Genomic DNA, 13,832 nt, shown 5'->3' with positions numbered 1-13,832 from the left:
GATTGTACCGGGCCTCGACTAAAACATCAGCCTCAGGACTGAATCTCGCCCTGCGCCTCACGGGCTTCATAGGCCTGCCGCACCGGGGCAAAGGAACGCCGGTGAATCGGCGTCGGCCCCAGGCGGGCCAGGGCCTCCAGGTGCACCGGCGTCGGATAGCCCTTGTGGCCACCGATACCGTAACCCGGGTAGATCAGCTCGAAAGCGGCCATTTCCCGGTCGCGGCTGACCTTGGCCAGAATCGACGCTGCAGCGATCGCCGGAACCTTGCTATCGCCCTTGACCACCGCCTCGGCCGGCATCGCCAGCTTCGGGCAACGGTTGCCGTCGATCATCGCCAGCTTCGGCGTCACGCTCAGGCCTTCCACCGCTCGCTGCATCGCCAGCATGGTGGCGTGGAGGATGTTCAGCTCGTCGATCTCTTCGACTTCAGCCCGAGCAATGCACCAGCTCAGGGCCTTCTCACAGATTTCATCGAACAGCTTCTCGCGACGGGCCTCAGTGAGTTTCTTCGAGTCGTTGAGGCCCAGAATCGGCCGTTGCGGATCAAGAATCACCGCAGCAGTGACAACCGCCCCGCACAAAGGGCCACGGCCAACTTCGTCGACACCGGCCACCAGGTCCTCGGCATCGGCCACCAGGGTGAAATCCAGGCCCATCTGCATCTTTGAATTACTCACAGGGTTTTGCCGATCAACCCAAGTACCGCTTGCGCGGCCTGGTTGGACGCATCACGGCGCAAGGTTCGGTGGATCTCGTCAAAGCCGCGGGTCTGCTCTTCACCGCCATCGATCAGCGGCGACAGCGTCTGAGCCAGGGCCTCGGCAGTAGCGTCGTCCTGCAGCAACTCGGGCACCAGCAAACGCTGGGCCAGCAGGTTCGGCAAGGAAATATATGGACTCTTGACCATGCGCTTGAGAATCCAGAAGGTCAGCGGCGCCAGGCGATAGGCCACCACCATCGGACGCTTGTAGAGCAAGGCCTCCAGTGTGGCGGTACCGGAGGCGATCAACACCGCGTCACAAGCGGCCAAGGCCTTATGGGACTGACCATCGAGCAAGGTCAGCGGCAGGTCGCGACTGGCCAGCAGCTCTTCCAGCTGGACCCGACGCTCCGGGCTGGCGCACGGCATGATGAAGCGCACGCCTGGGCGCATGGCTCGTAAACGCTGGGCGGCATCGAGGAACAAGGCACCCAGGCGCCCTACTTCGCCGCCACGGCTGCCGGGCATCAAGGCCACCAGCGGACCGTCGGGCAAGCCCAGCTCCGCACGCGCGGCAGCGCGATCGGCTTGCAACGGAATGGCATCGGCCAGGGAGTGACCGACGAACTTCACCGGTACACCCTGCTCTTCATAGAAGCGAGCCTCGAAGGGAAACAGGGTCAGCATCAGATCGCAGCCTTCGCGGATCTTCAGAACCCGCTTCTGCCGCCATGCCCAGACCGACGGACTGACGTAGTGCACCGTCTTGATCCCGGCCTGACGCAACTTGAGTTCGATATTCAGGGTGAAATCCGGGGCATCGATCCCGATGAACACATCCGGCTTTTCAGCAATCAGGGTCTGGATCAGCTTCTTGCGTCGCGCCAGCAATTCACGCAACCGCCCAAGCACCTCCACCAACCCCATGACCGCCAGGCGCTCCATGGGAAAGTAGGAAGTGAGGCCTTCGGCTTCCATCAGCGGACCGCCGACGCCAATAAATTCAACGGCCGGGTGCTGAGCCTTGAAGGCTCGCATCAAACCGGCGCCGAGAATGTCGCCGGAGGCTTCGCCAGCCACCAGCGCAATACGCAGAGTGTTCATGTTTAACGGGTGATGCCGCGAGTCGAAGACTGGATCGAGTCACGAAACACCGCGACTTCGGGGAACTGTGCAGCCGGCTCGGCCAGTTCGGCCAGGGCCTGATCCACCGTCAGCCCTTGGCGATAGACCGTCTTGTAGGCGCGACGCAGTGCATGGATTGCATCTTCGCTAAAGCCGCGACGGCGCATGCCTTCGAAGTTCATGCTGCGGGCTTCGGCAGGGTTGCCGAACACCGTGACGAATGCCGGCACATCCTTGCCGATGGCGGTGCCCATGCCGGAGAAGCTGTGAGCGCCGATATGGCAGTACTGATGCACCAGGGTGAAGCCGGAGAGAATCGCCCAATCATCCACGTGCACATGCCCGGCCAACGCAGTGTTGTTGACCAGGATGCAGTGGTTGCCAATGACACTGTCGTGGCCGATATGGGCATAGGCCATGATCAGGTTGTGATCGCCCAGAGTGGTTTCGGAACGGTCCTGGACGGTGCCACGGTGAATGGTCACGCCTTCGCGGATCACGTTGTGGTCGCCAATAACCAGGCGGGTTTCCTCGCCTTTGTACTTCAGATCAGGCGTGTCCTCACCTACCGAGGAAAACTGGTAGATGCGGTTGTGCTTACCGATCCGGGTAGGGCCCTTGAGAATCACATGGGGCCCGATCACTGTACCCTCGCCGATTTCCACACCAGCGCCGATGATCGACCACGGGCCAACCTCAACGTCGTCGGCCAGGATGGCCGTCGGATCGATGATTGCGCGAGGGTCAATCAAACTCATAGTTTGCGTTCCGCACAGATGATTTCAGCGGAGCAGACAGGCTTGCCGTCTACCGACGCCTGGCACTCGAACTTCCAGATCTGACGCTTGCAGCTGATGAACTTGGCTTCAAGAATCAGTTGGTCGCCCGGCAGTACTGGCTGACGGAAGCGCAGCTTGTCGGAACCGACGAAGTAATAAAGGGTGCCGTCGGCTGGCTTCACGTCGAGCATCTTGAAACCGAGAATGCCCGCAGCCTGAGCCATGGCCTCGATGATCAACACGCCCGGCATGATCGGATGCGCCGGGAAGTGACCATTGAAGAACGGCTCGTTGATGCTGACATTCTTGTAGGCACGAATGCACTTGCCCTCGACATCCAGGTCCACTACCCGATCCACCAACAGGAAAGGGTAACGGTGAGGCAAGTATTCGCGAATCTCGTTGATGTCCATCATTTCGGGGGGAAGCCTGTAGTAAAGAGTGGGAGCGCGCGACTAACGCACGCCCCTCTAGCAAATCAAGGAGGCAGTCTAGCGGCTGTGCACACTTGATATGGAAATGGTATCAGCCATCTGATGAAGCATTGCCGTCAGGGGTCACGTCCCCAACGCGCTTTTCCAACTGGCGCAAACGCCGCGCAAGGTCATCGAGCTGACGGATGCGTGCCGCGCTTTTGCGCCACTCGGCAGCAGGTTGCATGGCCGTACCGGAAGAGTAAGCGCCCGGCTCGGTAATCGAGTGGGTCACCATGGTCATTCCAGTGAGGAATACGTTGTCACAAATCTCGATGTGCCCTACCAGACCCACACCGCCGGCGAGCATACAGTGCTTGCCGATCTTGGTGCTGCCGGAAATTCCCACACAAGCCGCCATCGCCGTGTGATCGCCGACCTGGACGTTGTGGGCAATCTGAATCTGGTTATCCAGCTTCACACCGTTGCCGATGACGGTATCGGCCAGAGCGCCGCGGTCAATCGCCGTATTGACGCCGATTTCCACATCGTCACCGATGGTCACACCGCCAATCTGCGCGATCTTCTGCCAGATGCCTTTTTCATTGGCAAAGCCGAAACCTTCACCCCCGAGCACCGCCCCCGACTGGATGACCACACGCTGACCAATGCGCACATCGTGGTACAAGGTCACCCGCGGGGCCAGCCAGCCGCCTTCGCCGATTTCGCAGCGAGCGCCGATAAAGCAGTGGGCACCGATGGTTACTCCAGCCGCAATCCGCACACCAGACTCGATCACTGCAAACGGACCAATGCTGGCCGCCGGGTGCACCAGCGCATCGGCAGCAATCACCGCTGACGGATGGATACCCGCTGGCGCCTTGGGCTTGGGATCGAACAGATGGGAAATACGGGCGTAGGACAGATAAGGATCAGCCACCACCAATGCATCGCCGGCATAAGCCTCGGCATCAGCGGCCTTCAGCAATACCGCGCCCGCCTGGCAGTCCACCAGGTACTTGCGATACTGCGGATTTGCCAAAAAGCTCAACTGAGCTGGGCCAGCCTCCTGCAAGGTGGCTAGCCCAGTGATTTCCTTCTCCGCGTCGCCACGCAAGGTGGCGCCGAGGAACTCGGCCAATTGGCCGAGTTTTATGGTCGCGGTCATGGCTTACTTCAGCTGATTCATGCGCTCGATAACTTGGCGAGTGATGTCGTACTGAGGTTTGACATCGATCACTGCGCCACGCTCGAAAACCAGGTCGAAAGCACCTTTCTTGATGACTTCTTCAACGGCGCTGTCCAGCTTCGGCTTCAGTTGCTTGAGCATCTCGCGGTCAGCAACGGCCTTGGCTTCGTTCAGTTCCTTGGACTGGAACTGGAAGTCCCGAGCCTTTTGCTTGAACTCGAGCTCCAGACGCTCACGCTCGCCTTGCTGCATCTTGTCGCCACCGGCCACCAGGCGATCCTGGATGCCCTTGGCACTGCTTTCCAGAGTCTTCAGCTTGGTCAGTTGCGGGCCGAATTTCTTCTCGGCATCCACCGCGTACTTCTTGGCCGCGTCGGACTCCAGCAGAGCCATCTGATAGTTCAGAACAGCGATTTTCATTTCGGCAAACGCCGGGCTCGCGACCAGTACGGAGGCCAGGAGAACCAATTGAGTCAACTTACGCACGATGCACTCCTACAAAATCCATTGTCGTTATCTTGGGTAGACTATTAGAAAGTCTGACCGAGAGAGAATTGGAACACCTGAGTTTCAGCGTCATCCGGTTTCTTGATCGGCATCGCCAGGGCAAAGCTCAATGGCCCCAAAGCAGTGACCCAAGTCACACCAACACCCACCGAACTGGCCAGATTGCTCAAGCTGATATCGTTGCACTGCGTTTTCACATTCGACGCCGCAATGGTGTTGGACGTGCTTTCACAGCGAGAGTTGAAGACGTTACCCACATCCCAGAACAACGAAGTGCGCAGGGAACGCTGATCTTTGACAAACGGCAGCGGGAACAGCAACTCGGCACCACCCTGGATCAATACGTTACCGCCGAATGGCAGTGGATCCTGGTCTGGGTCGGCAGCTGTACCGGCGTTACCGGTTACACCAGCACCACGACTCGGAGTACTGCGCGGCCCCAGGGTACTGTCCTTGAAGCCACGTACCGAGTTGAAACCACCAGCATAGTAGTTCTCGTAGAACGGCAAGCCCTTGGTATCACCAAAGCCGTCGCCATAACCCAGTTCGGTATGGAAGCGCATGGTGTAGTTCTCACTCAGCGGAGTGAACAACTGACCACGGTAGTCGAGCTTGAAGAACGACAGGTCGCTACCTGGAGTAGTGGTTTCCAGAACCAGGCTTTGCGAATGGCCGCGAGTGGCCAGCACACCTTTGTTCAGGGTCGACTCGGACCAGCCGGCCGACGCCTTGAAGTTGAGGTAGCTGTCGCCCTGCTTGTTCACGAAGTCGAAGATTTCGTCGACGGTGTACAGGCCGGTCTTGATCTTGTCCTGCTGCGCGGTCAGGCCGAAGGTCAGACGCGAAGTCTCACTGATCGGGTAGCCCACGCTGACGCCGGCACCGAGGCTGTCCACCGCATAGCTGGCCACGTCGACGTCGAGGTCTTTGTAGTCAGTGGTGCGATAGAAAGCGTTGTAACCCAGGCTCACGCCATCGGCGGTCCAGTAGGGGTCAACGTAGCCGAAGTTGTAGCGGCTCTGGTATTCGCTGCGGGTCAGACCGATGCTGACCTTGTTACCGGTACCCAGGAAGTTGTTCTGGGTAATGGAACCACCGAGGATCAGACCAGCGCTCTGGGCGAAACCGACACTGGCGGTGATCGAACCGGATGCTTGCTCTTCAACCGCGTAGTTCACGTCAACCTGGTCATCAACACCCGGTACAGCCGGGGTCTCGACGTTGACTTCCTTGAAGAAGCCCAGGCGCTCAAGACGGGTCTTGGACTGGTCGATCAGGTAGGTCGAAGCCCAGCCGCCTTCCATCTGACGCATTTCACGACGCAGCACTTCGTCCTCGGACTTGGTGTTGCCACGGAAGTTGATACGGTTGACGTAGGCACGTTTACCCGGGTCTACCACGAAGGTGATGTCCACGGTGTGGTCTTCATCATGAGGCTGAGGCACGCCGTTGACGTTGGCGAAGGTGTAGCCCTCGTTACCCAGACGGCGGGTAATCAGTTCGGAAGTGGTGGTCATCAGCTTGCGCGAGAACACCTGGCCCTTCTCCACCAGCAACAGTGCCTTGACCTGGTCTTCAGGTACTTTCAGGTCGCCGCTGAGCTTCACGTCACGAACGCTGTACTTCTCGCCTTCGTTGACGTTGACGGTAATGTAGACGTGCTTTTTGTCCGGGGTGATGGACACCTGGGTCGAAGCAATATCCATATTGATATAGCCACGGTCCAGGTAGTAGGAACGCAGACGCTCCAGGTCACCGGAGAGCTTTTCACGGGCGTACTTGTCGTCGTTCTTGAAGAACGACAGCCAGTTGGTGGTCTTGAGTTCGAACAGGCCAATCAGGTCTTCGTCTGGGAAGACAGTGTTGCCCACCACGTTGATGTGCTGGATGGCTGCGACCGTGCCTTCGTTGATATTGACCTTCAGGCCGACACGGTTGCGTGGCTGCGGAACCACTTCAGTCTCAACGGTGGCCGAGTAACGGCCCTGGGCGACATATTGGCGCTGCAACTCGTTACGAACGCCTTCGAGTGTTGCACGCTGGAAGATCTCACCTTCGGCCAGACCGGACTGTTTCAGGCCCTTCATCAAGTCTTCGGTGGAGATCGCCTTGTTGCCTTCGATCTCGATACTGGCAACCGACGGCCGCTCGACTACCGTAATGACCAGGACGTTGCCATCGCGGCCCAGTTGGATGTCTTGAAAGAAACCGGTTTTGAACAGCGCACGAGTGGATTCCACCAGGCGACGGTCGTCCGCCTGCTCGCCGACGTTCAACGGCAAGGCACCAAAGACGCTACCCGCGGAAACGCGCTGAAGGCCGTTGACGCGGATATCGGAGATAGTGAAGGACTCGGCGTGAACTTCGGCGATCATCAATACGGTGAGAACCGCAGTTAGCAGCAGACGTTTCATGAAGTCCTTTCTTATTCCAACTGGCAATAAACAAACTGCCGCAAAATGCGGCAGATTCGCAATTCAGCGAAGCGTTACAGACGACCCAGATCGTTGACCAGAGCAAGCAGCATGACTCCGACCACCAAGCTGATACCGATCTGTATCCCCCAACCTTGCACCCGATCCGACAAGGGACGACCACGCGCCCACTCGATCAGATAGAACAACAAATGCCCCCCATCCAATACCGGAATGGGCAACAAATTCAGAACACCCAGGCTAATACTCAGATAAGCAAGGAAATTCAAGAAATCAGCAATGCCCGACTGGGCAGAAGCGCCCGCCACTTTAGCAATGGTTATCGGTCCACTCAAGTTTTTTACCGAGAGCTCGCCGAACAACATTTTCTTCAGTGATTCGAGGGTCAGGACACTCATGGTCCAGGTCCGTCGAGCCCCTTCGCCAATCGCCTCCAGCGGGCCATAACTGACCTCGCGAAGCATCTCCGCAGGCCAGTCGACAGCTTTCACCCCAGCCCCAAGGTAGCCATTGGGCGCTTTGTTTTCGCCACGGCTGGCCAAGGTCACAGGGACGTCGATTTGAGCACCATCGCGCTCGACTTGCAGCACAATTTTCGTATCAGGGTGCACACGAACCCAATCAACCACCTGCTGCCAGTCACTGAGCGACTGCCCATCCAGCGCCAGCAGACGGTCGCCGGTTTTCAGGCCGGCAGCTTGGGCCGGGCCTTTCGGATCGAGCTCAGCCAGCACGGGGGGCAATGCCGGGCGCCATGGGCGAATCCCCAGGGAGCGGATCGGGTCCGGCTCGTCGGCGCCCTTGAGCCATTTGTCCAGTACCAGCTGGCGAGAGGAGTCAACCGTCGCGCCCTGCTCGCGCACCTGCACCTGCAGCGTTCCGCTTTCACCCAGACGGCGCACCAGTTGCAGATTCACCGCCGCCCAACCGGAAGTTGGCTCACCATCGATGGCAACAATTTCCTCGCCGGCACCGAGGCCGGCCTTGGCGGCTATGCTCCCCGCCTCTACGCCACCGATGACCGGTCGGACCTGCTGACTGCCCAGCATCGCCAGGGCCCAGAAGAACACCAGGGCGAGTAGGAAGTTGGCGATCGGGCCGGCGGCAACAATAGCGATACGCTGGCGCACGGACTTGCGATTGAAGGACTGGTCGAGTTCATCGAGGGCCACTTCGCCTTCACGCTCGTCGAGCATCTTCACGTAGCCACCCAGGGGAATGGCGGCGATCACAAACTCGGTACCGCGACGATCGTGCCAGCGCAGCAACGGCATGCCAAAGCCCACGGAGAAGCGCAGCACCTTGACGCCACAGCGACGTGCGACCCAGAAGTGACCGAATTCATGGAAGGTGACCAGCACACCCAGGGCTACCAGGGTGCCGACAATCATATAGAGCGCGCTCATCTACTTTCTCCGCAATCCTATTCGCCGCCACTCGCCCGGTCGCAAATCCTATCGCCCGTTACGCTGCAACCATTGTTCTGCCAGGCTTCGGGCCTTGGCATCCGCCGCAAACACTGCATCGAGCTCATTGACTGCAACTACAGGTTCAAGGAGCAAGACTTCGTCGATGATACTCGCGATCTCCGGGTAACGGATGCGCCGATCAAGAAAGGCCGAAACAGCCACTTCATTGGCCGCATTGAGCATCGCCGGAGCGCTGCCCCCCGCCTCGGCAGCTTGACGCGCCAGACGCAGGCAAGGGAACCGCTGCTCGTCGGGTGCCTGGAAGTCCAGACGGGCAATCGCGAACAGATCCAACGGGGCGACACCGGAGTCGATACGTTCCGGCCAGGCCAGGGCGTTGGCGATAGGCGTGCGCATATCCGGGTTCCCCAACTGGGCAAGCACCGAGCCGTCGACATAATCCACCAGGGAATGGATCACGCTCTGCGGATGCACCACCACCTCGACCTGAGAAGGCTTGGCATCGAACAACCAGCAGGCCTCGATCAACTCCAACCCCTTGTTCATCATGCTCGCCGAATCCACGGAGATCTTGCGCCCCATGGACCAGTTCGGATGGGCACAGGCCTGCTCCGGCGAAACATGTTCGAGCTCGGCCAGAGGCGTCTGACGGAATGGGCCGCCCGAAGCGGTCAACAGAATCCGTCGCACCCCGACCTGACTCAAGCCCCGAGAAAAATCCCCAGGCATGCATTGGAAAATCGCGTTGTGCTCACTGTCGATAGGCAGCAGCACCGAGCCACTCTTGCCTACCGCCTGCATGAACAGTGCGCCGGACATCACCAGCGCTTCTTTATTGGCCAGGAGGATCTTTTTGCCGGCCTCCACCGCCGCGAGGGTCGGACGCAGGCCCGCCGCCCCGACAATGGCCGCCATCACCGCATCGACTTCAGGCGCCGAGGCAACTTCACACAACCCCTGCTCCCCCACCAACACCCGAGTCGACAGGCCAGCGGCTCGCAGATCGTCCTGCAAAGTCCTCGCCGCAGCGACCTCAGGCACCACGGCAAAACGCGGCACATGGCGCACGCACAACGCCAGCAACTCGGCCAGACGGCTGAACCCGCTAAGGGCAAACACCTGATAGCGATCCGGATGACGAGCAATCACATCCAGCGTACTCAGGCCAATGGAGCCCGTAGCCCCCAGAACCGTGATCTGTTGCACACGACTCACAGTGCAGCCATCCACAGCAACACCGCAAACACCGGAATCGCCGCCGTCAGACTGTCGATCCGATCGAGCACACCGCCGTGCCCCGGCAACAGATTGCTGCTGTCCTTGATGCCGGACTGACGCTTGAACATGCTCTCGGTCAGGTCACCGACCACCGAAATGAAGACCACAATGGCCGCACCCAACAGCCCCAACAGGATCTGTCCGAAGGACCAATCACGCACCAGGCCGACCACTGCCGTGATCACCAGGCTCAATACCAGGCCGCCATAGACGCCCTCCCAGCTCTTGCCAGGACTCACCTGTGGCGCCAGCTTGCGCTTACCGAAGGCCTTGCCGGAGAAGTAGGCACCGATATCTGCCCCCCAAACCAGCACCATTACCGCCATGATCAACCAATTGCCCAGTGGCAACTGCTTGATGAACACCAAGCCCTGCCAGGCCGGCAACAGGATCAATAGACCGATCAGCAGCTTGGGGGCCGCCCCGGACCATTGCTCACTGGTGCGCGGATAGGTCAGCACCAGGAAAGTCGCCAACCCCCACCACAACACCGCGGCACCCAGCACCCAAGGCGCAACACCCGGGACCAGATGCATCAAGAACAGCAGCGCCGCCACTACCAGCGCGTAAGCCACCCGAGCCGGCTGCGCCTCGAAACCCGCCAGGCGCGCCCACTCCCAGGCCCCCAGGCTCACCACCAGACCGATGAACAGGGCAAACCCCGAACCTTCGAGCAGGAAAAAACCGCACAAGGCGATCGGCAGCAGGATCAGCGCAGTAATGATTCGTTGTTTAAGCATTAAACCCGGGCTCCAGCCTCGACCTGCTCGCTCGTTTTACCGAAGCGCCGCTGTCGAGATGCGTAATCGGCCAGCGCGTTGCGCATGGCTTCGTGTTTGAAGTCCGGCCAGAACAGGTCGGAGAAATACAGCTCGGCATAGGCCAGCTGCCACAGCAGGAAATTACTGATGCGATGCTCACCACCGGTGCGGATGCAGAGGTCCGGCAACGGCAAGTCGCCGGTTGCCAGACAGGTCTGCAACAGGCCCGGAGTGATGTCCTCGGGCCGCAGGTGACCGGCCTGAACCTCACGCGCCAGGCGCTGGGCGGCCTGGGCGATATCCCATTGACCGCCGTAGTTGGCAGCAATCTGCAGAATGAAACGATCACTGCCCGCGGTAATCGCTTCCGCCTCGCGCATCGCCGCCTGCAACTCGGGATGGAAACGCGAACGGTCGCCAATGATCCGCAGACTGATGTTGTTCTCGTTAAGACGCTTGGCCTCACGCCGCAGCGCCTTGAAGAACAGATCCATCAAGGCACTGACCTCATCGGCCGGGCGCTGCCAGTTTTCACTGGAAAAGGCAAACAGGGTCAGGACTTCAACCTTGGCCTCAGCGCACACTTCGATCACTGCACGTACCGCGTCAACGCCCGCTTTATGCCCGGCAACACCCGGCATAAAGCGTTTTTTTGCCCAGCGGTTATTACCGTCCATGATGATCGCCACATGGCGCGGCACCGAGGACAACACGGACTGCTTGGTCTTTTCCATGAAAACGCCTGACCCTTATACGGCCATCAAGTCCTTTTCTTTTTCCTCAGTCGCCTTGGCGATCTGAGCTTCAAAGTCCTTGATCAACTTGTCGATTTCGGCGCTGCCACGACGCTCTTCGTCTTCGCTGATTTCCTTGTCCTTGGTCAGTTTCTTCAACTCGCCAAGGGCGTCGCGACGGATGTTGCGCACGGCAACCCGCGCATCTTCGGCTGCGGCGCGCGCCTGCTTGGTGAAGCCCTTGCGGGTTTCCTCGGTCAGCGGCGCCATCTTGATCAGCAGCAGCTCGCCCAGGTTGGTCGGGTTGAGGTTGAGACCGGCACTGCCAATGGCCTTGTCGATGGCTCCGAGCATGTTGCGCTCGAACGGCACGACCTGCAGGGTCTGGGAGTCCTTCACGGTCACGTTGGCAACGCCGCTCAACGGCGTGTCGGTACCGTAGTAAGGCACCATCACGCTGCCCAGAATGCTGGGGTGCGCCTTGCCGGTGCGGATCTGGCCGAATGCATGCGCCAGAGACTCCAGGGTTTTCTTCATGCGCTCTTGAGCGTCTTTCTTGATTTCGTTGATCATTGCTCGCCTTCCTCGATCAGGGTTCCTTCAGCGCCACCATGCACGATATTCAGCAGGGCGCCGGGCTTGTTCATGTTGAATACCCGCAGCGGCATCTTGTGGTCGCGGCACAGGCAAATGGCCGTCAGGTCCATCACTCCCAGCTTGCGATCCAGCACTTCATCGTAAGTCAGATGATCGAACTTCTCGGCATGTGGGTCCTTGAACGGGTCTGCAGTGTAAACACCGTCGACCTTGGTTGCCTTGAGTACGACATCGGCATCGATCTCGATGGCGCGCAGGCAGGCTGCGGAGTCGGTAGTGAAGAACGGGTTGCCGGTACCGGCCGCGAAAATCACCACTTCTTTGGAGTTCAGGTGGCGCATGGCCTTGCGACGGTCATAGTGATCGGTCACACCCACCATGGAAATAGCGGACATCACGATGGCCGAGATATTCGCACGTTCCAGCGCGTCGCGCATGGCCAGGGCGTTCATCACAGTGGCCAGCATGCCCATGTGGTCACCTGTGACCCGATCCATCCCGGCAGCACTCAAGGCGGCGCCACGGAACAGGTTGCCACCACCGATCACCAGGCCTACCTGGACGCCGATGCCGACCAGTTGGCCGACTTCCAGCGCCATGCGGTCCAGCACCTTGGGGTCGATCCCGAACTCTTCCGAGCCCATCAGGGCCTCGCCGCTAAGCTTGAGTAGAATGCGTTTATAGCGAGCTTGATAACCACTGCCCTGCTGAGCCATTGCGAATCTCTCCTGCGGCGTATTTTAAAAATTCTTTGCGGGCTGTTTTCAGCCTGCGTTCACTCTAGCTTGACGCTGTCACAGCGCCATCAGAACACGACTTTGTAAACCGGTTCCGAGGTAAAGCAACAAAATTGCCCTGCCCATTTGAAAAGAGGCTGCGCGCGTGAGCGGGCAGCCTCTTCTGGGCGACAGTTGAAAAACCGTCTTACTGTTGCTTGGCAGCAGCCAGTTGTGCAGCAACTTCTTCAGCGAAGTTGTCTTCTTTCTTCTCGATGCCTTCACCTACTGCGAAACGGGTGAAGGAAACGATTTCAGCGCCGCCTTTCTTGGCCAGAGCACCTACGGTGACTTCTGGATCCTTGACGAAAGCTTGCTCAACCAGGCTGGCTTCAGCCAGGAACTTGCTGATACGGCCAGCGATCATTTTCTCGACGATTTCGGCTGGCTTGCCTTTCATCTTGTCTTCGTTCAGCTGCAGGAACACAGCTTTTTCGCGCTCGATGGCTTCGGCAGAAACCTGCGAAGGCAGCAGGAACTCAGGGTTGCTTGCCGCTACGTGCATGGCGATGTCTTTGGCCAGCTCAACGGAGCCGCCCTTCAGGACAACCGCAACACCGATCTTGTTACCGTGCAGGTAAGTACCGACCACGTCACCTTCAACGCGAGCCAGACGACGGATGTTGACGTTCTCACCGGTCTTGCCCACCAGGATCAGACGGTCAGCTTCCTGAGCCTCGATCAGCGGAGCGGCGTCGGTCAGTTTGTCAGCGAACGCTTTTTCAACGCTGGCAGCAACGAATGCCTTGAAGTCGTCCTGCAGAGCCAGGAAGTCGGTCTGCGAGTTCACTTCCAGCAGGACAGCGGCTTTACCGTCGTCCTTGATGGCGATAGCACCTTCAGCAGCCACGTTGCCTGCTTTCTTGGCAGCCTTGATGGCGCCGGAAGCACGCATGTCATCAATGGCTTTTTCGATGTCGCCGCCGGCCTTGGTCAAGGCCTTTTTGCAATCCATCATGCCTTCGCCGGTACGCTCGCGCAGTTCTTTGACCAACGCTGCAGTAATCTCTGCCATTTTCAAAATCCTCTTGGATAGGTTTTCAACCATTCCACCCGATCGAACGGGCGTTCAATTCTTGGGCGCTGCCCCGAATTCACTTCATAA

At 59.1% G+C, this 13,832-nt stretch carries 14 protein-coding genes; all 14 read right to left on the bottom strand.

Annotation, left to right across the window (positions count from 1 at the left end; translation table 11 throughout):
* Positions 1-32 precede the first annotated feature (32 nt).
* The 14 genes from rnhB to tsf all read right to left on the bottom strand — a co-directional run bounded on the left by rnhB (position 33) and on the right by tsf (position 13,742).
* Positions 33-665 (bottom strand): ribonuclease HII, encoded by a 633-nt coding sequence (gene rnhB, locus ACMGF8_RS10960; protein WP_102861377.1) that lies wholly within the window; start codon positions 663-665, stop codon positions 33-35.
* Positions 666-676: 11 nt separating this feature from the next.
* Positions 677-1,807: a lipid-A-disaccharide synthase gene (lpxB, locus tag ACMGF8_RS10955; RefSeq protein ID WP_102861376.1), complete on the bottom strand. Its 1,131-nt coding sequence runs from the start codon at positions 1,805-1,807 to the stop codon at positions 677-679.
* Between the two features lie 2 nt (positions 1,808-1,809).
* Positions 1,810-2,586, bottom strand: coding sequence for an acyl-ACP--UDP-N-acetylglucosamine O-acyltransferase (gene lpxA / locus ACMGF8_RS10950; RefSeq protein ID WP_102861375.1), 777 nt, complete (start codon positions 2,584-2,586; stop codon positions 1,810-1,812).
* The gene (fabZ, locus tag ACMGF8_RS10945; RefSeq protein ID WP_007924058.1) at positions 2,583-3,023 is read right to left on the bottom strand and encodes a 3-hydroxyacyl-ACP dehydratase FabZ; all 441 of its coding nucleotides are present in this window, start codon (positions 3,021-3,023) and stop codon (positions 2,583-2,585) included. The genes lpxA and fabZ overlap by 4 nt, the downstream gene beginning before the upstream one ends.
* Before the next feature lie 109 nt (positions 3,024-3,132).
* A complete protein-coding gene (gene lpxD / locus ACMGF8_RS10940) occupies positions 3,133-4,188 on the bottom strand; it encodes a UDP-3-O-(3-hydroxymyristoyl)glucosamine N-acyltransferase (protein WP_102861374.1) in 1,056 nt (351 codons plus the stop codon).
* A gap of 3 nt (positions 4,189-4,191) precedes the next feature.
* On the bottom strand, positions 4,192-4,695 hold the full coding sequence (locus tag ACMGF8_RS10935) for an OmpH family outer membrane protein (RefSeq protein ID WP_102861373.1): 504 nt from the start codon (positions 4,693-4,695) through the stop codon (positions 4,192-4,194).
* A gap of 44 nt (positions 4,696-4,739) precedes the next feature.
* A complete protein-coding gene (gene bamA, locus ACMGF8_RS10930; RefSeq protein WP_102861372.1) occupies positions 4,740-7,130 on the bottom strand; it encodes an outer membrane protein assembly factor BamA in 2,391 nt (796 codons plus the stop codon).
* A 74-nt stretch (positions 7,131-7,204) separates the two neighbouring features.
* The gene (gene rseP, locus ACMGF8_RS10925) at positions 7,205-8,557 is read right to left on the bottom strand and encodes a sigma E protease regulator RseP (RefSeq protein WP_102861371.1); all 1,353 of its coding nucleotides are present in this window, start codon (positions 8,555-8,557) and stop codon (positions 7,205-7,207) included.
* Positions 8,558-8,605: 48 nt separating this feature from the next.
* A complete protein-coding gene (ispC, locus tag ACMGF8_RS10920) occupies positions 8,606-9,796 on the bottom strand; it encodes a 1-deoxy-D-xylulose-5-phosphate reductoisomerase (RefSeq protein ID WP_115581700.1) in 1,191 nt (396 codons plus the stop codon).
* Complete coding sequence (locus ACMGF8_RS10915; protein ID WP_102861369.1) at positions 9,793-10,599, bottom strand: phosphatidate cytidylyltransferase; 807 nt, start codon at positions 10,597-10,599, stop codon at positions 9,793-9,795. The genes ispC and ACMGF8_RS10915 overlap by 4 nt, the downstream gene beginning before the upstream one ends.
* Positions 10,599-11,354 (bottom strand): polyprenyl diphosphate synthase, encoded by a 756-nt coding sequence (uppS, locus tag ACMGF8_RS10910; protein ID WP_011059528.1) that lies wholly within the window; start codon positions 11,352-11,354, stop codon positions 10,599-10,601. Before uppS ends, ACMGF8_RS10915 begins: the two co-directional genes overlap by 1 nt.
* 15 nt (positions 11,355-11,369) lie before the next feature.
* Positions 11,370-11,927, bottom strand: a complete 558-nt coding sequence (gene frr, locus ACMGF8_RS10905) for a ribosome recycling factor (RefSeq protein ID WP_102861367.1) — start codon at positions 11,925-11,927, stop codon at positions 11,370-11,372.
* Positions 11,924-12,667, bottom strand: a complete 744-nt coding sequence (gene pyrH / locus ACMGF8_RS10900) for a UMP kinase (RefSeq protein WP_011059526.1) — start codon at positions 12,665-12,667, stop codon at positions 11,924-11,926. The genes frr and pyrH overlap by 4 nt, the downstream gene beginning before the upstream one ends.
* Before the next feature lie 208 nt (positions 12,668-12,875).
* Positions 12,876-13,742 (bottom strand): translation elongation factor Ts, encoded by an 867-nt coding sequence (tsf, locus tag ACMGF8_RS10895; RefSeq protein WP_016962579.1) that lies wholly within the window; start codon positions 13,740-13,742, stop codon positions 12,876-12,878.
* Between the last annotated feature and the right edge of the window lie 90 nt (positions 13,743-13,832).

Origin of the sequence: Pseudomonas sp. BNK-7, assembly GCF_048072025.1 — a bacterium.
Classification (GTDB): domain Bacteria; phylum Pseudomonadota; class Gammaproteobacteria; order Pseudomonadales; family Pseudomonadaceae; genus Aquipseudomonas; species Aquipseudomonas danubii.
The sequence above is the reverse complement of the archived record's forward strand: the minus strand, read 5'-3'. Positions and strand labels throughout refer to the sequence as shown.